Raw genomic sequence first — 24,663 nt, forward strand, 5'->3', positions numbered from 1 at the left:
ACTTCAACCCCAACCTACAGTTCTCTACATCTATTATACTCGTTTTCTCCGAGATAAAAATATTTGAATTTTATCCTGACGCGCATCTAACGCGCTCAAAGATAAATCGTTTTAAATAAGGGTTGGTTAAAAATAACCATGATGTCGATTGCCACCTAATAAAGAGGTGTGTCCCTTGAAGAAAATAATTCTTGACACCGATATTGGAACTGATGTTGATGATGCTTTAGCGTTGGCTCTCGCCATAAAGTCTAGGAAAGACGTAGAGATAAGGGCGGTAACAACCGTTCACGGAGATGTTAATTTAAGAGCGAAAATAGCTAAGAAAATGCTGAAAATTTCTGGGTTAGAGCATGTTCCAGTAGCTACGGGGATAGCGCAACCGTTAATGAGGGATAGGCCAATCTTAGGGTGGGCTGGACATGAAGGTAAAGGATTTCTAACCCCTGAAGATAATGAACTAAAACCATGTGAGACCCACGCAGTTGACCTAATAATCTCAGAGATAATGTCTATGAAGGGTGAAATTACAGTGGTCGCCGTAGGGCCTTTGACGAATCTTGCCGCCGCCATAATAAAGGAGCCGAAGATAGCTGAAAACATTATGGAGATAGTGGTTATGGGTGGCGTGACCAGGCTCTTTAACGGTTTAAATCTTCCCTACAGAGAACACAATATCTTATGTGATCCTGAAGCCGCAAAGATAGTTTTCAGCTCCGGGGCCCCGATAACAATGGTTCCGCTCGATGTGACATTAAAAGTCTATATTGAACGAAAAGACTTAGACAAGATTTCGGCAGCTAAATCCCCCCTAACGGACGCGATAGTTTCGATGGTTGAAGAATACTTAAGAATAGTGAATAGAGACTACACTTGGCTCCACGACCCCTTAGCGTTAGCTGTTTCAATAAATCCTAACTTAGTGAGAATGATGGACATGAAGATACTTGTGGAGACTAGAGGAGAATATACTACTGGGCAGACAGTAGCTTTGCCAGCTAAACTAGGAGAGAAAGCCGTGAAAGTTTGCGTGGATGTAAATGTGGATGGGTTCAAGGAGTTTTTTATGAAGAGAATTTGCATGAACAACATGTAGACGCTGCCCTGTAATTAAGTCCCTTAAGCAGAATCTAAGTCCCCAATGTAAGTTAAGACTTAAGGAGGCTACATATACGGGCTACGATAGAGCCCTTTCAGCCCTATATCTTGAGGAAAGCGACAGAGTCCCTCAAGTGGAGTTTCTTAATCATACTGAGTTTATAGCCAAGATCTCCGGCTTAAATCCGCTTGAAAAGCCGAGAGAGGCGCAGAGCCTAGCTTTCGCTAAGCTAGATTTAGACATGACATGGTTTACGTACACTCCTCTAGAGGATTTCATCGCTAAAAGATATAAGAGCATTGAGGTAAGAAAAGACTCTTGGTCCCAAGCTTATCCAACAGAATGGAGAAAAACAATAGAGGTAAAATCTATTAACGAGGTTTTAGATTTCGATCCATTCAGCGAGTGGAATATACCGTCGCAAGAGGATCTTGCGGAGCATTTTAGAGAGGTTCACAGAGAGTATCAGTCAACCTATAGAAGTCAACTTGTTCCAGGAGGAACATACCATACTTGCTTAATGTGGCTCATTAAAATGTTTGGCTTAAACTACGTGGTTAAGGCCGCGTACATGGATCCGAAAGGCTTTGAGAAACTTTTAGGGAGGTTTGGCAATCTGTCGCTGCTTGAAGCGAAAGCATGGTCTCAGACTGATATAAAGGCTTTTATAAGCCACGATGATATCTGCTCAACACGCGGCCCATTCTTTCCTATGAATTGGATGCGCAGATACATTTTTCCATGGTATAATCGTGTTTGGAGTGAGTTAAAATCGAAGGGGATAGTTGTTCTCTTCTGTACCGATGGAGATATGACGCCCATAATGGACGATATATCTGAAGCGGGGGCAGACGGATTTATAATTGAGGAGTGCTCCAACCTAAGCCTTATAGCCGAAAAATATGGAAACGATAAAGTTATAGTGGGCGGCGTAGACATAGGCAGACTAACGTATGGCACAGTGAGCGATGTCGTCATTGAGGTTAAAAGATGCCTTAAGATTGCAGGCTCATATCCGGGATACTTCATAAATGTCTCAGGCTCAATCCCAGATAACGTGCCTTTAACAAACCTTGAAGCATATTTTAAGGCAGTTAAAAAATATGGTCGAAAAACGTCCCATGGGGGAAGAGGTTAAGCGCCACGTTGGGTAATCCTTAAATTCTCAATAGTCGTTTTTATCACTTTAGTTTGAACAGAAGGGGTTGTAAATTTGAGGATAATTCGCTTTTCATCTCCCTTTGGAGAACGCATCGGCATTTGGATGAATAATGAAGTGGTCGATATAACTGAAGCGTGTGAAGACCCTTTACGCTCCTTCCTAGATCTAGCGTCTAAAGCAAACGAGACCGGCAAATCTATCGACGATTTTCTTACAGATCTTATTGAGAAAAAATCCGGCAATCTCCCAGCATACTCGTACAAGAAGATTGAAAGTGGAGAAGACAATTTTCGGCTTTTAATACCCATTGTTCCACCAGAGGTCTGGGGTTGCGGCGTAACATATAGGCGGAGCAGGGAGGCGAGAGAGCGAGAAACTAGCGTGAAGAGCGTCTATGACTTAGTTTATAGCGCTGCAAGGCCGGAAATCTTCTTTAAGGCCACGGCTCATCGTTGCGTAGGACCCGGGGAGGAGATATATGTGAGAGGGGATTCGAAACGAAATATTCCAGAAGCAGAGCTCGCATTTATCTTAGGATCTAACCAAGAAATCCTCGGCTTCACAGCTGGCAACGATGTTTCTTCAAGAGACATAGAGAGCGAGAACCCGCTTTACCTTCCGCAGGCAAAAATATTTGATAGATGCTGCGCTCTAGGTCCATCAATCCTGACGATTGATGAAGCCGGAAAGGAGCCTAAACTGCGTGTAGAATGCAGAGTTTTCAGGTCTGGAAAAATAGTTTTCGAGGGCGCAACAAGCACGGCAGAAATGAAGCGAAGCATAGAAGAGCTTAGATCATATCTCTGCAAATATAACACTGTCCCACCGGGCTCCGTGTGCCTAACTGGAACCGGAATAATTCCTCCAGATGACTTCTCTTTAATGAGTGGAGACATCGTTGAAATAACCATCGAAAAAATCGGGTCTTTAAGAAACCCGGTTAAACAGCTTCAACCCATCTCCTAAATTGAAGAGCGTGGAGAATTGAGGAAACTTGATGCGATAGGCAGAAACTTAAAGCCCTTCTCCAACTATAGGGAAAGCGCGGCAAATGCCGCAGTATCTATTCTACTTAGAGTGCGCGAGTCAGACATATATTTATTGATTGTGAAAAGAGCTGAATCTCCAAGGGATCCATGGTCTGGCCACTTCTCTCTTCCAGGAGGGAAACGCGAGGCGGAAGATAGGGATTTACTGGAGACAGCGGTTAGGGAGACTATTGAGGAGACCGGTATAGATCTTAAGGAAAGTATTCTTCTCGGCGCGGTGGAGCCGGAGAGGTCTAAGTCAAATCCTAGCATCATGGTTCTTCCCTTCGTCTTTCTGCTCGAAAGTGAACCAGAAATAAAGCTGAATAAACGTGAGTTAGAAAGATGTGTTTGGGTATCTCTAAGCGAACTGCTTAATAACGAAAAAGCTATTGAGGTTGGCTCCGAAACACAGCCCGCGTTCATTGTCGGAGACATAGTAATATGGGGGTTGACGTACAGAATCCTAAAGAAAGCTTTTCAAAACATGAAAGACTCCTAGAGAAACAGCCGATTTCGCAGAGCATTCTAAAATATTTTTGAGCCTATAAAACTTTTAGTGGCAATTATCATATTTGCGTTAAGACTTTTACAGTGTCATAAAGAATTGCCGGCTGTCTTTAAATAGGGATGTGGACAGTTAATTATTGGTGGATTCAATGGATAACAATTTTGATCGGTTAGAAACTATTCTGCGTCTTGAGGGAGAGCCTGACAGGGTGCCATTCTATGATCTGTTCGCTGACCCAGAAATCATAGAAGCTGTAACAGGGCGGCAGCTGCCGTTACAACAAGCATCTCAGGCTGAAGCCGCTGGCGGTCGGATGGTGACATTATCTTCTGATCAAATGAAATCCATAGCTAGAGCGGAGAATCAGCAAAAGATTATTAGAGACTTGGAGCGTAGTTTTAGGGTTCAAGTGGACTTCTACTCGAAGCTGGGGTACGATTATGTTGTTCTTCATTTACCTTCCCCCTTCCCTAGGTGGAACGTTTTGCTAGCTGATGACACTGCGCCGCTAACCCGCCATAAGAGGACGTGGCAGGATGAAAATAGAGGTACTATAGAGAACAGGGAGGACTTTGAGAAATATTGTTGGCCAGATCTAAGCGATGTAGAGAACGCGTGCATATTGCTACTAGATATTTTAAGGGGATTTCTGCCTCAGGGAATGAAGATAGTGCCGTTAACACCGGGCGGTGTTTTGGAGAATGTTATGTGGCTTATGGGTTCAATAAACTTCTTTAAAGCATTATACATGGATAGATCTCTGATCGAAAATATGTTTCAGAAAATCGGGCCTGTGATATCTTTTTATTGCAGCATATGTTCTGAGGATAAGTCTGTGGGCGCAATATCCATGGGCGATGATATGGGTTATAAAACTGGGCCGATGATTCATCCAGATCTGCTGAGAAAATATGTTTTTCCATGGCATAGGAAATGTGTGGAAAGCGTGCATAGGCATGGGAAACCATTTATATTACATAGCTGCGGAAACCTGAAGATCGTTATGGATGACTTGATCGAGTATGTTGGAATAGACGCTAAACACTCGTATGAGGATGCTTCTTACCCAGTTGTAGAATATAAGAGACTATATGGTGACCGGATAGCGGTTCTCGGGGGCGTCGATATGGACAAGCTCGTCAGAGCCCCTCTCGGAGACTTCGAAAAATATGTTAAGAGCATCATACATGAGTGTGCTCCGGGCGGAGGCTACGCTTTGGGTTGCGGAAACACTGCCGCCAACTATATTCGACTGGAAAATTACCTGTTGATGTTTAATATTGGCAGGAAATATGGTAAGTATCCTCTCAGATGTTAGGCTTAAACTACATGCTCTCTAGCATAGTATGGTTTACTCACGTACACATATGCCTCGGTAGCCGCAATTATCGCTTGTCCTACAGCGGTTCCAATCTGTTTTACTGGGCACGCTGTTATGTCCCCCGCGGCGTAAACCCCTGAGATACTAGTTTCTTGGTTGAAGCCCACAATTATATAGCCTTGCTCATCGACCTTTATTCCAGACGCTACTGCAATCCCGCTATTCGGGCTTTCACCAACACATATGAAGACGCCGTCAACCGCTAGCTCGCTTTCCTCACCGCTCTTGTTGTTGAAGAGGGTTACGCTCCTGACTCTAGCATCCCCATCAATCTTTTTAACTTCAGTGTTCCATAATATTTCAACCCCACTCTTAACGAGATCATTAAAATAAATTTTCTCGGCTCTTAGCTCCCCTCTCCTGTGAGCTAAATAAACCTTCGCTGCAATCTTGGATAAATATATGGCTGATGCGACAGCAGTATTTCCGCCACCAACAACGAGAACCCTTAAGCCCTTAAAGAACGCGCCATCGCATAGGGCACAATAACTTACACCTCTCCCCTCAAACTCCTCTTCCCCAGGGACACCTAATTTTTTATGCTTCGACCCGGAAGCGATTACAACTGCTCTAGCAAGATACTCGGCTTTATCGGTTTTAACGATCTTCCTTCCGCGATCTTCAACCTTCAGCTTAACAGCGCTCTCAAACTCATGTATCTGAACGCCGTGCTTCAAGCACTGACTAACCATTCTTCTAGCAAGATCCTCACCGCTAATGCCCTCAGGGAAACCCGGATAATTTTCTATCCAGGGTATTATTAGAAGGGAGCCTCCAGCCTGTTTTTCCTCTAAAATTAGGGTTTTAAGGCCGCTTCTGGCGGCATAAATGCCGGCTGTTAAACCAGCTGGCCCTGCGCCAATTATTACTAGATCCCATTCTTCCATATCCGTTCAACCCTGAATAAAATTATACCGACTCATAAACTAAAACTATTAATGTTGATAAGGCTTAGGTAGATTTCAGTGTTTAATAGAGTTAACGGAGGCTACGAGCATGCCCGCGAATTGTAGGAAAGAACGGTTCGAGTTCCTAGAGCATACAGCCGATGTCTATATAGCTGCCTATGGCAAAAATTTATATGAAGCTTTTGAAAATGCGGCTTTAGCCATGTTTGAAACGATGACGGATACCAAGGATGTTAAATGCGAAATTGAGGAGAGCGTTGAGGTTGAGGGGGAGGATAAGCAATCTCTACTATATAATTGGCTTGAAGATCTGCTTGTAAGATTTGAGGTTGAAAATATGCTCTATTCAAGGTTCAACATAATTAAGATAGAGAAAACTGATGGTGGATTTAGGCTGAGCGCTAAAATTTGCGGCGAACCATTCAACCCCGAGAGACATAAGCAGAAGGTCGGAATAAAGGCGGTAACATATCACCGCATGGAAATTATAGAGGATCCTAAGGAGGTAACCGTAAGGTTTATACTCGACATATAATTGCTTGAAATGCTTTTTTCTCAAATCTTTACCCTTCACCATTAGAATGTAAGAGTGAGGCTGAACATCATCCTGCTGGAAAGATTGACCCATGAAGTTAAGTCCACGCTTTCAGCCCATTCATAATGTATTGTATTGCTATTGCAGCTATCAACAGCGCCATTACCTTTGAGATAACTACTGAACCGTTCTTTCCCAATACGCTATAGATCGGCTCAATATATCGAAGAATTAACCATACTGCAGCAAACACTATTATTACCGAGGCAACCGTCACCATTATCCCAAATTCCTGGAGACTTAGTATCGTAGTTGTTATCGCCCCTGGACCGACAAGGAGCGGAACAGCTATTGGAACCGCGCCTATGCTTTCCGGCGCTCTATGTATTTCTCCCCATTCCCCCACAACTAAAATTCTGATGGCAAGTATTAAGAGCAATATTCCGCCAGCCACCATGAAACTCTGTAACGTTATTCCGAAAATGTATAGTATCTGGTTCCCGGCAACAGCGAATGATAAAAGAAGAATGAAGCCTGTTATGGTAGCCGTATTAAATACTTTCCGCTTCTCTCTTCGCTTCATCTCAACCGTTAAACCTATGAAAATAGGTATATTCCCAAGCGGGTCAACTATTATGAACAGTGAAATTACACTTTTAGCTAGAGATATGAGTAAATCTGCCGAATATTCTAACATAAGTATAAGTCTGCTCTGCTTAATATTTTAATTTAGCTTATTCATTTTTAAGATGGGGCTCAGCCTAAATGATTTGCTTGAGGAAAGATATATATTATAGTGAATAAATATTCTACAGAAATATGTAGAAAATTATATGGAGGAGGAAAAACTCGACAGAAACTCTATCGCCACGTTTAATCGCTCTATAATGATTTTGACCTCGATTTCTCTTCGGAGGTTAGTGTTTTGAGGGAGGAAAATAAGGAGATACGCATACGCTCGATAGATGAGATAAATGAAAAGATAAAGCGCGGAGACGCCGTAGTGTTAACTGCTGAAGAGGTTATTAAGCTCGCCGAGAGCAGCGGCGTTGAAGCCGTCGCCAAAGAGGTCGATGTTGTAACTACTGGAACTTTCGGCGCAATGTGTAGTTCCGGAGTGTTCCTGAATTTTGGGCACTCGGATCCGCCGATAAAGATGGTTAGATGCTGGTTGAATGATGTGCCTGTCTATAAGGGGCTAGCTGCTGTTGATGGTTATCTTGGAGCAACTTCTATAAGCGAGACTAGAGGATTAGAGTATGGTGGGGGACACGTTATAGAGGATTTGGTCTCCGGTAAGGAGGTTGTTTTAAGAGCCGAGTCCTATGGCACAGACTGTTATCCAAGACGTCATATTGAAACCGTCATCACCATTGATGATTTAAATCAAGCTATCCTCGTTAACCCAAGAAACTGCTATCAGAGATATGAAGCCGCCACAAACAGCTCTGATAGAATTTTGTATACTTACATGGGTACTCTACTACCAAACTATGGGAATGTAACGTTTTCTGGAGCTGGCCAGCTCAACCCGCTCTGTAAGGATCCGAGCTACGAGACAATAGGTTTTGGAACAAAGATTTTTCTTGGAGGTGGAGTAGGCTACATAATCGGTGAGGGAACCCAGCATAATCCTGAACCCGGCTACGGAACCCTCATGGTTAAAGGCGATCTCAAGCAGATGAATAGCAGGTATCTTCGGGGAGCATCTTTCTACAGATATGGCCCAACGCTTTACATCGGTATTGGTATACCTATACCGATAATAAACATGAGCGTTGCTAAAACTGTAGCTCTAAGAGATGAGGACATATTTGTCAACATACGCGACTACGCCGTGCCGTCTAGACCGGATCTGAGGCCAATTATTAAGCGTGTATCTTACGCTGAGCTTAGATCCGGGAAAGTGTATTTAGGCGATAGAAAGGTTCCTTCCTCCTCGCTTTCAAGCTATAAGATGGCCAGAGAAATAGCTGAAACCCTGAAAAAATGGATTTTAGAAGGCATGTTCTTCTTAACTAAGCCTATTGAACCGCTGCCAAAAAGAGGAAAATTTAAGCCTCTGGAGATCAGAAGAAAAGAGCCTAAAGTTGGCGACATAATGAACCGGCATGTCATTATAGCGAAACCTAACGACGACGTAAATAGCGTAGCGGCAAAGCTCGTTGAGAAAGGCATAGATCACTTGCCGGTCGTCGATGATGAGGGAAAGCTTATTGGAATAGTGACTTCATGGGATCTAGCTAAAGCGATAGCATATAATAAGAGAAGACTGGATGAGATAATGACTAGAAGAGTTATAACGGCCTTCGAGAACGAGTCCATAGATGTTGTTGTGCGTAGGATGGCTCAACACAATATTTCCGGTGTTCCAGTGGTAGATGCGATGAACCGTGTAATCGGGATTTTAACCACCGATGACATATCGAGAAAGATTGTTGGAGGTAGGAACGTAACGTGAGAGTCAAGCTAATATATTCTCACGATGTTGTTGAAAAGCCAATTTTAGCTAGCATAGTGTTGAAAACCGGGGTGCCAATCAATATACTTGAGGCTAAGGTTAACGCTCAGAAAGGTGAACTTATAGTTTCAATACCAGCGACTGGAGACAAGCTTAGGGAGGTGCTTAACTTATTTAGAGAGGCGGGGGTTCAAGTCCAAGAATTTACTGAAACATTAAGAATAGACTGGGATAAATGTATGGCGTGCGGCGCGTGCATATCGCCATGTCCAACCGGAGCGTTAAAGTTTAAGGATGATTGGTCAATAGAGTTCGATGATGAGAAATGCGTAGCGTGTAAAGTTTGCGTTACAGCGTGCCCGGTTAGAGCCATATCCTTACCGTGATAGCCAATGATCTACGAATATGGACTAACTATCGGGTACTCAAAGATCCACATAAAGAGCGATGTTAAAAAAGCCATTTTTGAAGCTACTAAAAGTATAAAACGCCACATAAGGGATCTTCTAAACTATGTAGAGGAAAATCCCTGCTTCAAATACTCATTGGAGCCGCTAGATGCGCACTCAAACGCGCCTACTATTGTGCAGAGAATGACTGAAGCCTCAAACATCGCTGGTGTCGGACCTATGGCGTCTGTTGCTGGCGCAATAGCTGATTTAGGGTTAGAAACGCTAGTAAAGGCGGGCTCAACCGTCGCTGTCGTTGAAAATGGTGGCGAAATCTCAGCCTATACTAATAGCGAGGACATTGTAGTCTCGATTTTAACTAGCGAACCATGTTTATCTGGAAAAATAGGCTTCTTGATAACGGAGAATGATTCGCCGCTAGGTATAGGGTCAAGCTCCGGGAAAACAAGGTTGACAATAAGCTTTGGGGAAGCCGACTCAGTTACCGTTATCGCGGAAAACGCAGCCATAGCTGATGCTGCCGCAACGGCAATATGTAACGTTGTCACAGGCTATGACATTAAAAAATCAGTATTTAGAGGCCTAGAGAAAGCCAGAAAAATAAGGGGAGTTAGAGGGGCAATAATTGTACGAGAAGGATATGTCGGTCTAATAGGCGACATGCCGAAAATAATTAAAATAAAATGAGGAGGGAAATCGCTTTATAAAACGCAGCGTTCAATTAAATGTAGGGCCCGTGGCCTAGCTTGGATAGGGCGCAGCTGAACCACGAGCAAAGCGGCGTAAGCCTTCGGAAATATACTGCTGGAGAAAGCCTGAGGTCGGGGGTTCAATTCCCCCCGGGCCCGCCATTTTGGAGTTAGAGTTGCTTAGAGTGAGGGTTAACATTTTAGACATTAAAAAGATTTATTACATCTCTCTTCCTGATTATTTTTGGGATTGCTTTTAAAATGAGGAAAGGTGGCAGTTGTCTGATAGGTATCTTGAAGACTTAGCCGAGGAAGCGATTAAGAGAGGTGATTATGAGGGGGCTGCGCGATTATTTAGGCATCTCTCGGTACGTTTTGGGGTAAATGGTGACAGATTTAATCAAAGGAGAACCGCTATAAGGGCCGGAGAATGTTATATGCGAGCGGCCGAAGAATCTAGCGACGCTATAAAGGCGATAGCGCTCTATCTCAGGGCTATAGAGTCTTTTGCCGGACAGGGGGAAGATGAGAAAGCTAATCTCTGTGGCTTAAAGATGTGGGAGCGCTTTCTATCTCTCGAGGGCAGCGAGCTTGAAGTAAGCGGCGAAAGCATAAGCATATTCAGAGCTGCAGGCGACTACTTTATCGATAACGGCGACTTTGAAAAAGCAAACATAATCTATCGGAACGCGGCTGAAAGAGCACTAAAAGGTGGAAAGACGCTTCTCGCTGGGAGACTATATAAAAGCGCTGGCGACTGCAGCCTAAAATCTGGTAGACTTGAGGAGACTGCAACTTTGTACACTAAGGCTGCTGACATATATTTCTCATGCCAAGAATATTTTGAGGCTGCGTGGAGCTACTGTGAAGCTGGCTTCATACTTATATATTTGGGACGTTTCAAGGAAGCCTCAGATATTTCGGAGATGGCTGAAGAATCGTGTAGCAGAGATCAGGTGGAATTTTTCTTAAAAGATTTAAGCCATGTATGTAAGCTTCTCAGTAAAGGTTTTATAAGAGAGGCTAGAGAGAGATGGGATAAAATTAAGATAAAAGTTAGAAGAGAGTATGCTCATCTTATTGAATCTTCGTTTCAATCCGCTGAAATGAGACGCTAACCCCTTCCACTTCCGCCCAAGATGTCCGCGCTTCTACGCTTATTAAGAAATACAAATATAACTACGCACATTATTGTCACGATGGCCGCGATAATTGTGAGCAATATTGCATGTTCCCCGGCGCCGAGAATTATCGGTATAGGTCCTATAAGAAGAAATAAACTAGTGGAATTCTTCAGCCCGGAGAGCAGAGCGGCTAAAAACGTGATTAACATCCCAACAAATATTAGCAGGAAGCCCAAGAAAAATACTTTCACTGGCAGAGTTTCAAATGCCATTCTTTCTTCAATTTTCTCAGATGATCTAAGAGATTTCTCGATTTTCCTATAACATTCGAGACAAAACAAATCATATGGCTCTATGCATTGCTCACATACTTTTCGACCGCATTCCTGACAGACATATTTAGCTTGCCTTTTACCGCATATCTCACATATTTTCGCGTTCATTTTCTTCACCTTATTAGCCAGCTTAAGGCTAGCAAAAATATTAATGCCAGAAGCATCAGCATAATTGATAATATAATGAGAACTTTTATTTTTTCCTTATCAGTTCCAAGCACTATTGGTACCGGACCTATCATGACTAAACCGCTCCATCCCGACCCGCGAGCCTTATATCTTCTCAGGCTCCTGAAAAACATTATTAAGGCCGCTACAAAGGACAGCATAAACCCTAAGATGATTAAAGTGAAGCCAGCAATGAATAGAATATTAAATCCATCCATATGGTTACCCTGTTAAGCAATAAGATTAATGGTTTTCAGAAAAATAAGCTTTTACCACTATCATAATAACAAACAATTTATTTATCAATGGGCGTCATTATCTTTTAGGTTTATGTTTATGGTCGTTGCCGCAATGTCGCTTGAGGATATTATTGCCAAAATACTTTCAGTGAAACCTGAATTAACAAAGGATGAAGTTCTAAAGATTATCAAGGAGAGGGAGAAGAGCGCAAAGGGATTTTTAACGCTGGAGAGCGCTGCCCTGTCATTAGCCGCCGATCTGGGCATTGATTTCAAAGTGAGTTTCAGGCGCGAACTAAAAATTAAAGACTTAGTTTCCGGCTTAAGTAATGTAACGATTAGCGGTCGTGTAATCTATGTCGGCTCGTTAAGAAGGTTTTTTTATCCAGAGGGGCGCGAAGGATTTAAGAGGGTTATTTATTTAGCAGACGACACTGGTCTCACCAGAGCTACATTATGGAATGAAAAAGCGCTTCTCATAGACGTCGATGCAACAGATGAGATAGTGAGGTTGTCTCACGTAGCAGTGAGACGTAAAGGTGGCGGGAAAACGGAGCTGAATGTGGGTCCTAAAAGTGAAGTGGAGATTAATCCAAAAGATTTAAATGAAGAAAATTATCCGCCCATAACGGGCTTCACTAAAAAAATTGGTGAAATATCTAGTCAAAATAAATTTGTTGATGTTATTGGCCTTATTGAGCAGGTTTATCCGCAGTTTACTTTTAAACGCAAAAACAGTGAGGGGAAAGTCAGACGTATGGAGATTAGCGATGAGAGCGGTAAAATTCTAGCGGTTCTTTGGGACGAGAGCGCCGATTTCATTTCAGAAGAACACTTAGGGCGTTATGTTATGATGCTAAATATGAGAGTTAAGGAGCGTTTTGATGGTAAAATAGAAATTCATTCAGGAAGCCGGACAAGCATTCTTTTATTAAAAAAGAAGCCATCTGGCTTCAAATAACTTAATACGGACAAAAATAAAATAAAGTTATTAAAAAGAAAAGATAAAAAAAGGTTTTATTGGCTTACTCCTTTTTTACTAGCGAGATCTCTATTGTCGAAACATTTGTCTTCGGTCGATCCGGGCTCGTCATCTCTTGAGTGCCTATCTCGATCTTCTCGATAACTATGTCTTTGAGGAAGGCGCGACGTAGCAATTCAACAACATCAACCGCTCGACTTATAGCTCTTCCTCTAGCCTTGACGACAACTCTTTTGGCACCGGAGTTGAACGCTGTCAGGCACGCTACCACATAGTTCATTACTGGCTTCTTTCCGATCATTACTTGACTTTCTTCGGCCATAGTGTATCTCTTCTCCTCACCGCTAATTTCTTGTTAATTCACCTTATTTTTAAACATAACTACGATATAATATTTTCCTTAAGGAAGAAGAGATAATATTATCGTGAATAGAAAACCAAAGAAAACGAAAATAAGTGAATATTTTTTCGCTCTTCTTGAAACTATATCAGTAAGCGCGCTAAGCTGATTGATTTGAAGTTCTCCAATAACTTTAACTCTTGGAATTACTACTTTATGCCATGCTACTTCAACAGGCTCCATGTTATTTAACGCTTCAATAACGGAGCGCCTAACGTACTCAATCAATCTATTATGCTCTATAACTTCCCCTACGGGGTAGTATCCTCTCTCATTCAACACAATTGCATTAACAATATGTGTATCGGTCGTGAAAACCTCACCGCCACTTACGCCCAAATCCTTTAGACTTAAAAGAATCTTTTCTCTTAAACCGGACACCACATTGTTCCCATCTATTGTAACGTAAGCTATCTTCTGACCGCTGGCCGCGACAACTATGGCCGTGATACCCCCCGGCCCAATCCCATCTTTAACGCTTAAATCCTTCGGGTTAACTTTTCCGGCGCCCACCATTAAGCCATCCGGAATACATGCGAGACCCTTTGCTTTATTGAGGGCTAATATCACGGCTTCTCTGAACGCTTCCACGGCTTTCTCAACATTGAATGGTCCATTGAGACTGTTATGGGAGTCTACAGCTATTGCCCAGGAGAAGCCGTTTTCCATGGCCTTCTGAACTATAAAGTCGTTTAATTCTATTGGTAAATCTTCCATTGTTTCAGGGGAAAGAGTCAAAGTTAAAAAGACACATTTATTGAAGACTTGGCAACCAACTTTCGCTCCATCCTTCTCAACGCTAAAGAAAATAGTTGCGTTGGTGGAAAAAACATGTGGCTCATTCATGGCCTCAAGCAACCTTTCAAGAACCTTTTTGTTTTCTCTTTGAGAGACTAGGTCGAGAGAATGGCCTGATATCCCGTGCGGGACAGAAACCACGCATCCATACTCTTTTTCTAATAGGTTTTCTATTAAGCTTGGAAGGGAGCTGCTTCCAATATTTTTAAATGGTCCCGGATGCAAGTTAGGGACAACTATTATGGCCTTTAAGTCTCCAGTATTTTTGCTCCTAAAAATGATTAGAGACGTCATTATGTCGCGTTCTTCTCCAAGGCGCTCCAATATTTCCTCAAATGGCCCCTCTAGGCTTTCAGTCCAATTGGCAAGAAAAGCCCTAAATATCTCAAGCGATGGAATGCTAAATGTTTTCTCTCCCTCCCTATTAAGGAGGGTTATGAACAAGTGCACACTTAACATTGAGGCGGCTGCGGCAATAATGATATGTCCTATATGACTTATGGAAAAAGTCTTCACACGAATTAAGATCATTAGCAGCAAAGTTGCAGAGGACTGGAGCCCGCTGGCAATAGATTTAGCCAAAAAGTTTGAAAAAGAAATAGAGTGGACGACTAGGGTACGAAAAGAAAAATTTGCAAAAAAGCAAATTGATAAAACTTTAATAAGCAAGTCTGGATCTTTTAGGGAACTTGGAGCTAGTATACCCCCGATAGTCATGATAACTATATAGAAGAGATTTGCGGAAAACGATAGAAAAGATATTCTCCTATGGTTTAAAACAGGGTCTCTGGCAGATAATATCCTAGCGGCAAGATAATCCAAAGCTATAATTAGCGCATTGAACAGGATCCCCAGCTTAAAGCCCCTCGTGATCCATGATACTAACTGATGCTGCAAGCCGATCATCGTTATCAAGCCCAAAAGAAAGTTCTCGAGGCACAGTAATGCGAGTATTACTTTAAATGACGGGAGAGTAAATAGGCTAGAATAATGTTTAACGGCAAGGTCGATGCTGCTTTCAGAAGGCGACGGATCCAATCTCAATCACCAGTCACATTCACCCTCTTCCACTTAAAGAATTTAGGATAAAAATAAATTTAATAGTCAGCCTGAAAACAGCCCTGGAGCACGCATACCGTTATTTTAGGTTGCTTTCGCTACATGGAAAACTGAATGATGATGCATAACGCTATGAAAACTATTGTCAATATTATTAATGTTCTGGGCCTTATTTTTACACCTAAACTTTCCTCTTCAAAGAACCTCAGTAAGCCGGCGCCAGCGGCTGGCGCTGGTGCAGTTCTACGCCTTTTTCTCTCCCTTCCACCGCTCAAAGATTAACCACCTTTTCATAAATTTTAGTGATGAGTAGCCAATTAACCTTTTCGCTTATATTTCGCCTCCTCTTTTAAGTTTTCTTTCGAGACATGCTTTAACAAAACCATAATATTCTGGACTTGGCTTCCCAGGCCTACTCTTAAATTCGCCGTGGAACTGTGACGCGAAAAAGAAGAATTTATCCGGCAGTTCTAGAATCTCCATCCTCTTGCCATCTGGGCTCTTTCCGGAGAAGACGAGTCCATGCTTTTCTAAAATCTCTACGTATTTCGGGTTGACTTCGTATCTATGCCTATGTCTCTCGTATATTTCCGTTGCGCCATAAAGCTTATGGGCTAATGTACCCTCCTTAACTATTATTTTATGTGCCCCTAGGCGCATGGTAGCTCCTTTATAAGTTGTCTGATACTGTTCAGGCATTAAATCTATTACTGGATGGGGAGTATCCTCATCTATTTCAGTACTGTTTGCGTTCTTTAATCCGCATATGTTTCTCGCGAATTCGACAACAGCCAATTGAAAGCCGTAACAGATGCCTAGAAATGGAATATTGTTCTCTCTCGCATACTTGATCGCCATCATTTTACCAGCTGTCCCTCTAGGGCCAAACCCGTATGGAACAAATATGCCATCGTACTCCTTAAGTTCATTGATCCTCTCCGGGTTCTTCTCAAACTTCTCCGCTTCTATAAAATCTATCGTAACCTTGGTGCCGCAGGCCGCACCAGCATGCTTAAATGCCTCATTCATACTAACATAGCTATCAATTAGCCCTGTGTATTTGCCAACAAGAGCTATTTTTACGCTGTATTTAGCGTTCTCTAAGGCGTTAACAAAGTTTCTCCATCTCTCTATCTCACTTATATTGATCTGCTTTGGCGCAAGACCGAGCCGCTTACATATGTAGTCGCCCATCCCCTGTTCATCCAAAATTAATGGAACCTTATAGATGGTTGATACATTATAAGAGCAGAACACCGCTTCTTTAGGTATTGTTCCAAACAACGCTATTTTCTCAAGAGCTTCATTGGTGATCATTTTTGCACATCTAGAAACTATTATGTCGGGCTGTATACCTATTCTGCGCAGCTCGTTTACGCTGTGTTGAAGGGGCTTAGTTTTCATCTCGGATGTCACGTCGAGTATGGGGACCAGAGCAACATGTATGTAAAGAGTATTCTCATAGCCTTCCTCAAGGCGCATCTGCCTCATAGCCTCTAAGAAAGGTAGCCCTTCTATGTCGCCAACGGTTCCACCGCACTCTGTAAGAACGACATCTGCTCCAGACTTTTTTGCGACCGCACGTATCCTATGCTTAATCTCATCGGTTATATGCGGTATTATTTGGACGCATTTTCCGAGAAAGTCCCCCCTCCTCTCCTTCTCAATGACCGCCTGATACACTTGCCCTGTTGTAATATTATTTTCTTTCGACAAATTGATGTCAAGGAACCTTTCATACCAACCTAAGTCGAGGTCTGTCTCTCCTCCATCATCGGTAACAAAAATTTCGCCGTGAATGTACGGGTTCATGGTTCCGGCGTCAACATTTACGTACGGGTCTATTTTAATTACTGTAACTGAGAAACCTCTAAACTGAAGCATTTTTCCTACAGATGATGTGACTATTCCCTTACCTACCGAGCTTAATACTCCGCCAGTAACGAAAATATATTTAACCATCGCCTAAACCTCTTCCCAATTATATAGAGATAAGTCCAGAACATGCTTAAAATGGTTAACGTCTGCTTTTATGTTAAGCGAAAGATTTTTTTCCAACATTTTCCCTCTATACCTAAAGGGTTCGCATGTTTAAAGGAGGAGCTATAAATGAGAGTTGGGGTTCTAACGGGCGGTGGAGATGCACCGGGACTTAATGCCGCTATCAGAGCAATAGTGAAGAAATGTGAGAAATATGGCTTCGAAGTTTTAGGTATTAGACGCGGGTGGGCAGGCATGCTTGAGGGCGACGCGATACCGCTGAAATATGATAATATTAAGGATATCATTGGGTTTGGCGGCACAATAATTAAGACTTCGAGGACAAATCCTCTAAAGTATCCTGACGGGATAAAAAGGATAGCTGAAAACTTTAAAAAACTCGGCTTGGATGCATTAATAGCGATCGGCGGAGATGATACTTTAAGTGTCGCTAAAGCTATTAGTGACGCTGGATTAAACGTTGTCGGTATTCCTAAAACCATTGATTACGATGTGCCGGAAACCGAGCACACTATAGGCTTTGACACAGCCATTAATGAAGCCATGCATCAGATAGAGAACATTAAGGCTACGGCCGACGCTCATGAAAGAGTATTCATTGTTGAAATTATGGGTAGACATGCCGGATGGATTGCGCTATACTCTGGATTAGCTGCAGGGGCTGATCTCATATTGATACCGGAAGAACCGTTCAGCGTATCCGACGTAGTAAACTTTGTGAAGAAGAAGATGGAAAGTGGCCAAAAATCTCTAGTGATGGTTGTTGCTGAAGGCGCTTTAATCAAAGATTACAGAGGCCCAATAACTAAAGATGTTAAAGTCGACCAGTTTGGGCACGTTTATCTTGGAGGAATAGGGGAGTTTTTGGCAAAGGAGATTGAAAAAGCGTTAGGCATTGAAACAAGACATGTTGTTCCAGCTCACACGATTAGGGGAGGATCGCCGACGGCGCTTGACCGCATAGTATCTACAAGATACGGTCTAGCAGCGGTAGATTTAGTCAAGGAAGGAAAATTTGGTTTAATGGTCGCGCTCAAATCCGGAAAGATAACCACAGTCCCACTTTCAGAAGCGACCGGAAGAACCAAACAAGTAGACTTAGAACTATATAATGAGGCTAAAGTTTTCTTCGAATGAAATAGAGGAAAATTAGCCTTAACATTTTTGTTTAAATATTTTAGTTTTTAGATTTCAACACCAGCCCCATGCTCCTTGAGAAAATTATTTAGTTCTTCTCGGTAAGGTAGAGCGGTTATCGCACCATGTTTCGTAACTACGAAAGCTCCAACAGCATTAGCTATTTTAACACATTTCTCTAAGTCCCATCCTTTAATTACGCCAAGAAGTAGGCCAGCGTTCCATCCGTCGCCAGCACCCGTAGTATCTACAGGTTTAACCTTGAAGGCTGGAGCATAAACTTTTCTTCCATCTTTGGTTTTCACAAAGGCCCCTCTCTCGCCAAGCTTTATGCCAACTATTTCAACACCGTATCTCAAAGCCTTATCTGCAGCCCTTTCCGGCTCACTTGTCCCAAACGTGAACTCCGCCTCTTCCCGTGAAAACATCGCTATGTCGGAAAGCCTGAGCACTTTGCTATAGATAGCTTTTATCGTTTTTTCGGATCTCCATACGTCGAGCCTTAAAGTTGGATCGAATGAAACTTTAACTCCCCTCTTTTTAGCATACATGGCGGCGTCTAAAATGGCTTTTCTCGACGGATTGACTGAAAGAGCGAAACCGGAAACATGAAGAATCTTCGCAGAAGAGATGTAATCGTAGTCGATGTCCTCCGGCGATAGTGAATCAACCGAAGTTCTTTTAACCCAAGGGCTTCTGTAAAATATGAACATGCGTTCACCAGTTTCCGGATCATTAACAACAAAAGCAAGCGTTGTTCTAACATCTCTTTTAACTTTGACGCGGGATATATCAACGCCGTTTCTTTCAAGTTCCTTTAAAAGAAAATACCCAAAAGGATCATCTCCGACAACCGTTATGGCTCCAACAGCTAGACCCAACCTCACCGCTCCAATCAATGTATTCATGGGCGCCCCACCAAAAAACTTTCTGAAGGTCGAAGCCTCAATATACGATACAGGCTCTGTAGCAATGAAATCGATCAAAACTTCACCTATTCCAACAATGTCTAAATTTGGCATGTTCTCAACCCTTCCACTACTTTGCCTCCAGCTTCTCCATATTATTCATGTACGGTCTTAAAACTTCCGGGATAATGACAGACCCATCCTCTTGCTGATAATGCTCTAGTATCGCCATCATTGTTCGGCTTGTCGCTAAAGCGGTGCTATTAAGCGTATGCACGTATCCTTTGGGTGGTCTTCCAGGCCCATCCCTGTATTTTATGTTTAATCTTCTCGCTTGATAATCAGTGCAGTTTGAGTTTGAGCCTATCTCCCTAAACTTTCCATCAACCATCCAAACTTCCGTATCGTACTTCTTCGCGGCAACCGTCCCTATATCGCCAGTGCAGACATTTACTACACGATAATGTAAACCGAGCATCTGATACATTTCTTCACAGTTCCGCTGCAGCTCTTCATGGATTTCCCAAGACTGCTCCGGGAGACAGAAGACGAATTGCTCAACCTTATTGAATTGATGCATTCTAAAGAAGCCCTTAGTATATTTACCATGCGCCCCCACCTCCTTTCTAAAGTTTGTGCTCACGCCAACAAACTTTAGTGGCAGTTGACTTTTATCTAGAACTTCGTCCATAAACATCGCCGCTATCGGATGCTCGCTTGTGGCGATCAAATAAAGGTCTTCGCCCTCAATCTTATACATAACTTTCTCAAAATCCTCTAGATCTACGCAGCCCTCGTAGGGTTTTCTACGGAGCATGAACGGCGGCTCAATTAATATGAAGCCGCGCTTTCTAAGGAAGTCTATGGCGAACCTCTGTATTGCAAGATCAAGTAAAACGAGCTCCTCCTTAAAATAAAAGAAGCCTGAGCCGGCAACCTTATTAGCTCTCTCCTCATCAACTAAACCTAGATTTTTCGCTATATCTATGTGGCTTTTAGGCGGAAAATCAAACCTTGGCGGTGAACCCCACCGTCTTACCTCGACATTATCATTTTCATCTTGACCGTATGGAACTGACTCGTGAAGTAAATTTGGCACCCGCATGAGCAAACTCCTTACTTTCACCCTATACTCCTCAACATGGTCTTCTAGAACCTTTATATCCGCCTGAACCTTTTCGGCCTCAAGAAGTAGCTGGTCAGCGCTCTCATTCATCTTCTTTCTCTGAGCAATTGCGACACTAAGCTCATTTCTCCTCCTCCTCAAATTATTTAGCTCAGTTTGCAACATCCTCCATTTCTTATCGATTTCCATGAGTTCGTCGAGAATCTTCAGTTTTTCAGGATCGTTTCTGCGCTTAATGTTTTCCTTAACAAAGTCCGGTTTCTCTCTTATCAGCCTGATGTCTATCATAGCGGAAACCCTTTTTCAAAAAGAAAAGATTTAGACCAATATAAAAGCGTTCATTTAAAGTTTCATAAAAATTTAAGGCTTAGGATTTTTCAGAAACCTTTAATATAAACCTATTTTATTATTTTCTGAATACGACGGTGGCATGAAAGGTGTCAAAGAGCACCCGTATTAAAGATAAGTGGCGTAGTAAAAAATGGTATACTGTAGTTGCTCCACCATATTTTGGGAGCGTTGAAATAGGCGCTATACCAGCAGATGAGCCGGAGAAAATTCTAGGAAGGGTTGTGGAAGCGACGCTATACGATATAACTGAGGATTTTGCCCATCAATATCTGAAGACTTACTTTCAAATCATTAATGTGGATGGTAAAAGAGCGCTGACTATATTTAAGGGACACGAGTATTCAAGAGATTATCTGAGGAGTCTCATCAGAAGGAAGACAACTAAGGTTGACGGAATATTTGACGTGATTACTAAAGACGGCTATAAATTGAGGGTCGCGGCATGCGCCTTCACAACCACTAGGATAAAGACTTCTCAAGAGCGGGAGATACGCGCAATAATGAAGAAGATTATAGAAGAAAAGGCGCAGACATTATCTTTCGATCAGTTTGTGCAGGAGGCTGTCCTTGGTAAAATAGCCTCCGACATATATAACAATGCGAAAAAGGTGGCGCCTCTACGCCACGTAGGCATAAGAAAAACAAAGCTACTCTCAAGTCCGGGGGTCCAAATACCGATGGTTAAAGAGATATCTGAAGCTGAAGTTGAGGCGGATGCTGAGCTAAGCGAAGCTAAAGAAGCCGAAGAAGTTGAGGATGAGAAAGAGCCTTCTTATGATGAGGAGTAATTAAAACAGGCTTTTATCCTCATTTAATATCTTGTCTTAATTAAAGTAGTATGAGTAAAGAGAAAGACTTCTGGAGCTCCCTGTCGAGGAGGAGAGTCGCGCAAGAAGCTGCCTTCTTACTATATACTATGCAGGAAAAGGAGTTTAAGCAAGCTAAAGAGAGGGCTGCTAGCATACTCGGTTTAAGAGTTCTGCCGACAAACTTGGAGATCGCTGAAGAGTTGGATCGAATAGCTGATGAATATGAAGGAGAAGAAAGGAAAACTCGTTTAATACGGATGAGGGAAGAAGCCCTTAAAATAATGGAGTGCCTTCAAGACTTTCATCCAAAACTTATAGGCAGCGTTTGGAGGGGGACAGCAAACAGGAATAGTGACATAGATATAGTTCTTTTCGCGCCAGATGAAAGCTTAGTTATAAAGACGCTCGTTAGTGGAGGATTTAAGTTAACAAGGATCGAGATGACGCCCACTGCAAAAGATGGAAGCGGCGAAGCCACTCATATTTTTTTAGATTTGCCATCAGGAGACAAAGCTGAAATAATAGTTAGGAGGCTAGAAGACATGTACGTTGAGGAGCGCTGTGAAATTTACGGTGATTTAAAGAAAGGCTTAACGATCTCTCAGCTCAGAGAGGTTCTGGAAAAGGATCCTTTGAAAAAATTCATTCCAAAGAAGGCTTGAATCACCTCAGCTTCTTCCTAAAATATTTAATAAAACCTTTTTAAGGCGTAGCTGCCATAAGATAGATTGGAGATGATTAAAAGACAATGAATATTGACAAAGAACAGTTCAGAAAAATGTTCCCTAATCTCGCCAAAGAAATGGAGGGCGAGGAAGCTAAAATAACGATTTCATCCATAAGGCTGGATCCTCAGGAAGGAGAAAAGGCGGTCTCAAAGAGATTCGATGGTTACATTCCAGATGTAATTGATTTTCTGAGGAGATGCGATAACGAGGAGCAAGCTGAAGAAATAATAGCGTACTTAGAGAGGAGAAAAGAAATAACTCATGAATATGCATCATCTTTAAGGAAGCAGTTAAAAGAGAAGGGTGTTAGAAGCTTTGGCCCAAAGAAAGAGGAAGCCTATTACCTTAGGCAAGCTGGCTATAAGTAAGAAGCGTTTTAACCTAAGTTAAATTGAACTCGTTAACGCGTAATCTTCTTTTATACGTAACTTTTAAATTAAATGATCTATTACTTTGATTCAAAATATTAAAACGGTGGACGAAAATCAAAAGATATGAGAGGTTAAAAGAAATTGAGGAAAAGTGCGCTATTATTGTTCCTTCAGCTTTTACTCAGTTCTATAACCGTTTTTACAGTTAATTCCGTAAGCGCGGAGAACACCGTGATGCTGTTGCCGGAAGACCTATATGTGGGTATAGAGAGAAGGATAGCCCCTTTAAGCGGCGGATATATTATGATTAACGACACGTTTACATTTTCAATTTTTGGGGGAAACACCGAAAAACGCATGTTAACTAGCTATACTGTTGGCTTACCAAAAAACTATAGCGGAAAATTGATTTACTATGAGGCTTACAGCGGCCGAGGCATCTTACCTATAACATCTTTCGAAGATGAAAGTTTTAAATGGCTGAATATATCGTTTTTAGAACCAGTAAGTTTAAGCGGCGATGATATCTATAATTTTACTGTAACGCTCGTTTTTTCTGATCTAGTTGAAAGAAAGAATGCAAACTTATTTTACGCTGTTTTCCCATTATATCCAAGTCTAATGCATGAGGCATCTTTTTGCAATGTTACATTAATTCTGCCATCTTTAGCTAAGCTTTCAGAGGATAATTATCCGAGTAATGTTTTCATAAATAAAACTAGCGACCTTCGAGTCCTCTGTAATATAACTAGCCCTCTACCGCCTTTCGCGAGTTCTTCCTCTTGGGTGGAGTTCTCAGACACAACCTTTAAGATACTAAAATTCTTGGAATTGAAGAGAGAATTGTCTATAGATTGTTGGGGAAATATTTTTGCAACGGATTTTTACGAATTAGAGACGATTAACGTATACTCTATAGATGTTGTCTTACCTTCCGGGGCAACTGATATATCTGCTTATGATGCATATGGTAGATATCCTAAAGGCAATATGGATATCGTGGATGCAAGCCATGGTACAGCCGTTAAAATATATTTGAGCGAAAAACTGGAGAAGAGCGAGAGGATTAAGATAGCAATATCGTACGTGCTGCCTTCTAAAAAATATGTTATCAGAAATGGATGGCAGGTCTATACACTAAATATAAATCTCACGAAGCCGGACGCATGGATCATATACAAAGTTATCACCAGCATTACACTACCTGAAGGCGCAAGTTTAGTGCGAGAGAACAACGCTATTGAACTGAATATTGAGACGATAAATCCATTCCAAGAAAAGATAGTCTTTAAGCGACATAACGTTATAAAATTTGAGAGATTAAATCTAAACGTTAAATATCAGTACGTGATTTTCTGGGCAGCATTAAGACCTACGCTATTCGCAGCAATCATAATCGGCTCAATCATCGCGATCCTTCTATCTGCTAAATTAGCTGGAAAAGTTAGCGTCCCTTCACCAGCACCTGTCTCTGCCGAGATTCTAGAAAGATTTATAGAGGTCTGCGAGGAAAAGGTTCGCGTTTCCTCTGAGATAGAGGTTCTAGAGCAGCAGTCCATTAAAGGAAAAATCTCTAGAAAACAATATAGGCTCGCTAGGAGGGCTCTTGAAGAACGACTTTCATCTATCCAGGAGAGATTCCTTGATTTAAAAGCAAAAGTGGAGGCTGCTGGAGGACGCTATGCTAGCATGATTAGAAAACTGGAGGCTGTTGACGCTGAGCTCGAAAATTTAAAGAAGAGCATATCTGACGTTGAAACTAGATATAGACGTGGAGAGATATCCGCTGAAACACGCCGCAATCTCCTTAATGAATATGAGAGTAGAAAAGAAAAGGCGGAAAGCGAAAGGGAAGAGATTCTCTTAAGGCTTAAGGAAGAATTTTTGTAGCCGAGTAAAATCTTCATTTTTCAATTCAAGAATATTTTTATTCGATTAGATTC

General features: G+C 42.1%; 26 protein-coding genes and 1 tRNA gene. 17 read left to right on the forward strand and 10 right to left on the reverse strand.

What is annotated here, in order from left to right:
• Positions 1-175 precede the first annotated feature (175 nt).
• The 5 genes from QXR61_06165 to QXR61_06185 all read left to right on the forward strand — a co-directional run bounded on the left by QXR61_06165 (position 176) and on the right by QXR61_06185 (position 5,118).
• On the forward strand, positions 176-1,096 hold the full coding sequence (locus tag QXR61_06165) for a nucleoside hydrolase (protein MEM3757527.1): 921 nt from the start codon (positions 176-178) through the stop codon (positions 1,094-1,096).
• A 136-nt stretch (positions 1,097-1,232) separates the two neighbouring features.
• Positions 1,233-2,237 (forward strand): uroporphyrinogen decarboxylase family protein, encoded by a 1,005-nt coding sequence (locus QXR61_06170; protein ID MEM3757528.1) that lies wholly within the window; start codon positions 1,233-1,235, stop codon positions 2,235-2,237.
• Positions 2,238-2,363: 126 nt separating this feature from the next.
• Positions 2,364-3,227 carry a fumarylacetoacetate hydrolase family protein gene (locus tag QXR61_06175; protein MEM3757529.1) on the forward strand — a complete coding sequence of 288 codons (864 nt, stop codon included), beginning with the start codon at positions 2,364-2,366 and terminating at the stop codon, positions 3,225-3,227.
• An 18-nt stretch (positions 3,228-3,245) separates the two neighbouring features.
• On the forward strand, positions 3,246-3,791 hold the full coding sequence (locus tag QXR61_06180; protein ID MEM3757530.1) for a CoA pyrophosphatase: 546 nt from the start codon (positions 3,246-3,248) through the stop codon (positions 3,789-3,791).
• 157 nt (positions 3,792-3,948) lie between these two features.
• Positions 3,949-5,118, forward strand: coding sequence for a uroporphyrinogen decarboxylase family protein (locus QXR61_06185; protein MEM3757531.1), 1,170 nt, complete (start codon positions 3,949-3,951; stop codon positions 5,116-5,118).
• A gap of 2 nt (positions 5,119-5,120) precedes the next feature.
• Here QXR61_06185 and trxB read toward each other — a convergent pair whose 3' ends face one another.
• Positions 5,121-6,068: a thioredoxin-disulfide reductase gene (trxB, locus tag QXR61_06190; GenBank protein MEM3757532.1), complete on the reverse strand. Its 948-nt coding sequence runs from the start codon at positions 6,066-6,068 to the stop codon at positions 5,121-5,123.
• Between the two features lie 109 nt (positions 6,069-6,177).
• Between trxB and QXR61_06195 the strand changes: the two genes are divergently transcribed.
• Positions 6,178-6,624, forward strand: a complete 447-nt coding sequence (locus QXR61_06195; protein ID MEM3757533.1) for an archease — start codon at positions 6,178-6,180, stop codon at positions 6,622-6,624.
• Between the two features lie 97 nt (positions 6,625-6,721).
• Here QXR61_06195 and QXR61_06200 read toward each other — a convergent pair whose 3' ends face one another.
• The gene (locus tag QXR61_06200) at positions 6,722-7,321 is read right to left on the reverse strand and encodes a MarC family protein (GenBank protein ID MEM3757534.1); all 600 of its coding nucleotides are present in this window, start codon (positions 7,319-7,321) and stop codon (positions 6,722-6,724) included.
• Between the two features lie 228 nt (positions 7,322-7,549).
• Here QXR61_06200 and QXR61_06205 point away from each other — a divergent pair, with 228 nt between their 5' ends.
• From QXR61_06205 to QXR61_06225, 5 genes are all read left to right on the forward strand, one after another.
• Complete coding sequence (locus QXR61_06205; protein MEM3757535.1) at positions 7,550-9,085, forward strand: homocysteine biosynthesis protein; 1,536 nt, start codon at positions 7,550-7,552, stop codon at positions 9,083-9,085.
• Positions 9,082-9,471: a 4Fe-4S binding protein gene (locus QXR61_06210; protein MEM3757536.1), complete on the forward strand. Its 390-nt coding sequence runs from the start codon at positions 9,082-9,084 to the stop codon at positions 9,469-9,471. The genes QXR61_06205 and QXR61_06210 overlap by 4 nt, the downstream gene beginning before the upstream one ends.
• Before the next feature lie 6 nt (positions 9,472-9,477).
• Complete coding sequence (locus QXR61_06215; protein ID MEM3757537.1) at positions 9,478-10,182, forward strand: UPF0280 family protein; 705 nt, start codon at positions 9,478-9,480, stop codon at positions 10,180-10,182.
• 43 nt (positions 10,183-10,225) lie between these two features.
• Positions 10,226-10,346: transfer RNA gene (locus QXR61_06220), tRNA-Arg, on the forward strand.
• 116 nt (positions 10,347-10,462) lie between these two features.
• The gene (locus QXR61_06225; protein ID MEM3757538.1) at positions 10,463-11,302 is read left to right on the forward strand and encodes a hypothetical protein; all 840 of its coding nucleotides are present in this window, start codon (positions 10,463-10,465) and stop codon (positions 11,300-11,302) included.
• Here the strand turns inward: QXR61_06225 and QXR61_06230 are convergent.
• Positions 11,299-11,751 carry a DUF131 domain-containing protein gene (locus tag QXR61_06230; GenBank protein MEM3757539.1) on the reverse strand — a complete coding sequence of 151 codons (453 nt, stop codon included), beginning with the start codon at positions 11,749-11,751 and terminating at the stop codon, positions 11,299-11,301. The genes QXR61_06225 and QXR61_06230 overlap by 4 nt on opposite strands.
• Before the next feature lie 5 nt (positions 11,752-11,756).
• Positions 11,757-12,029 carry a DUF131 domain-containing protein gene (locus QXR61_06235; protein MEM3757540.1) on the reverse strand — a complete coding sequence of 91 codons (273 nt, stop codon included), beginning with the start codon at positions 12,027-12,029 and terminating at the stop codon, positions 11,757-11,759.
• A 28-nt stretch (positions 12,030-12,057) separates the two neighbouring features.
• On the opposite strand from QXR61_06235, the gene QXR61_06240 reads away from it, so the two are divergent.
• Positions 12,058-13,011 carry a hypothetical protein gene (locus tag QXR61_06240; protein ID MEM3757541.1) on the forward strand — a complete coding sequence of 318 codons (954 nt, stop codon included), beginning with the start codon at positions 12,058-12,060 and terminating at the stop codon, positions 13,009-13,011.
• 64 nt (positions 13,012-13,075) lie between these two features.
• Here the strand turns inward: QXR61_06240 and albA are convergent, their stop codons facing one another.
• From albA to QXR61_06260, 4 genes are all read right to left on the reverse strand, one after another.
• On the reverse strand, positions 13,076-13,354 hold the full coding sequence (albA, locus tag QXR61_06245) for a DNA-binding protein Alba (protein ID MEM3757542.1): 279 nt from the start codon (positions 13,352-13,354) through the stop codon (positions 13,076-13,078).
• 78 nt (positions 13,355-13,432) lie between these two features.
• The gene (locus tag QXR61_06250; protein MEM3757543.1) at positions 13,433-15,268 is read right to left on the reverse strand and encodes a DUF2070 family protein; all 1,836 of its coding nucleotides are present in this window, start codon (positions 15,266-15,268) and stop codon (positions 13,433-13,435) included.
• A gap of 119 nt (positions 15,269-15,387) precedes the next feature.
• Positions 15,388-15,564 carry a preprotein translocase subunit Sec61beta gene (locus QXR61_06255; protein MEM3757544.1) on the reverse strand — a complete coding sequence of 59 codons (177 nt, stop codon included), beginning with the start codon at positions 15,562-15,564 and terminating at the stop codon, positions 15,388-15,390.
• A 55-nt stretch (positions 15,565-15,619) separates the two neighbouring features.
• Positions 15,620-17,251 (reverse strand): CTP synthase, encoded by a 1,632-nt coding sequence (locus QXR61_06260; protein ID MEM3757545.1) that lies wholly within the window; start codon positions 17,249-17,251, stop codon positions 15,620-15,622.
• A 147-nt stretch (positions 17,252-17,398) separates the two neighbouring features.
• Here QXR61_06260 and QXR61_06265 point away from each other — a divergent pair, with 147 nt between their 5' ends.
• The gene (locus tag QXR61_06265) at positions 17,399-18,427 is read left to right on the forward strand and encodes an ATP-dependent 6-phosphofructokinase (GenBank protein ID MEM3757546.1); all 1,029 of its coding nucleotides are present in this window, start codon (positions 17,399-17,401) and stop codon (positions 18,425-18,427) included.
• A gap of 47 nt (positions 18,428-18,474) precedes the next feature.
• On the opposite strand, the gene QXR61_06270 is transcribed toward QXR61_06265, so the two are convergent.
• Together QXR61_06270 and serS are read right to left on the reverse strand one after the other, a co-directional pair.
• The gene (locus QXR61_06270; protein MEM3757547.1) at positions 18,475-19,449 is read right to left on the reverse strand and encodes a sugar kinase; all 975 of its coding nucleotides are present in this window, start codon (positions 19,447-19,449) and stop codon (positions 18,475-18,477) included.
• Positions 19,450-19,465: 16 nt separating this feature from the next.
• Complete coding sequence (gene serS, locus QXR61_06275; GenBank protein ID MEM3757548.1) at positions 19,466-20,749, reverse strand: serine--tRNA ligase; 1,284 nt, start codon at positions 20,747-20,749, stop codon at positions 19,466-19,468.
• A 149-nt stretch (positions 20,750-20,898) separates the two neighbouring features.
• On the opposite strand from serS, the gene QXR61_06280 reads away from it, so the two are divergent.
• The 4 genes from QXR61_06280 to QXR61_06295 all read left to right on the forward strand — a co-directional run bounded on the left by QXR61_06280 (position 20,899) and on the right by QXR61_06295 (position 24,610).
• The gene (locus tag QXR61_06280) at positions 20,899-21,600 is read left to right on the forward strand and encodes a 30S ribosomal protein S3ae (protein MEM3757549.1); all 702 of its coding nucleotides are present in this window, start codon (positions 20,899-20,901) and stop codon (positions 21,598-21,600) included.
• Positions 21,601-21,650: 50 nt separating this feature from the next.
• Complete coding sequence (locus tag QXR61_06285; protein ID MEM3757550.1) at positions 21,651-22,283, forward strand: nucleotidyltransferase domain-containing protein; 633 nt, start codon at positions 21,651-21,653, stop codon at positions 22,281-22,283.
• Positions 22,284-22,369: 86 nt separating this feature from the next.
• Positions 22,370-22,717 (forward strand): DUF2095 family protein, encoded by a 348-nt coding sequence (locus QXR61_06290; GenBank protein ID MEM3757551.1) that lies wholly within the window; start codon positions 22,370-22,372, stop codon positions 22,715-22,717.
• A 234-nt stretch (positions 22,718-22,951) separates the two neighbouring features.
• Positions 22,952-24,610, forward strand: a complete 1,659-nt coding sequence (locus QXR61_06295; protein MEM3757552.1) for a hypothetical protein — start codon at positions 22,952-22,954, stop codon at positions 24,608-24,610.
• Positions 24,611-24,663 lie beyond the last annotated feature (53 nt).

The sequence above is a fragment of the Candidatus Bathyarchaeia archaeon genome (genome assembly GCA_038882715.1).
In the GTDB taxonomy this organism is placed as follows: Archaea; Thermoproteota; Bathyarchaeia; order Bathyarchaeales; family DTEX01; genus DTEX01.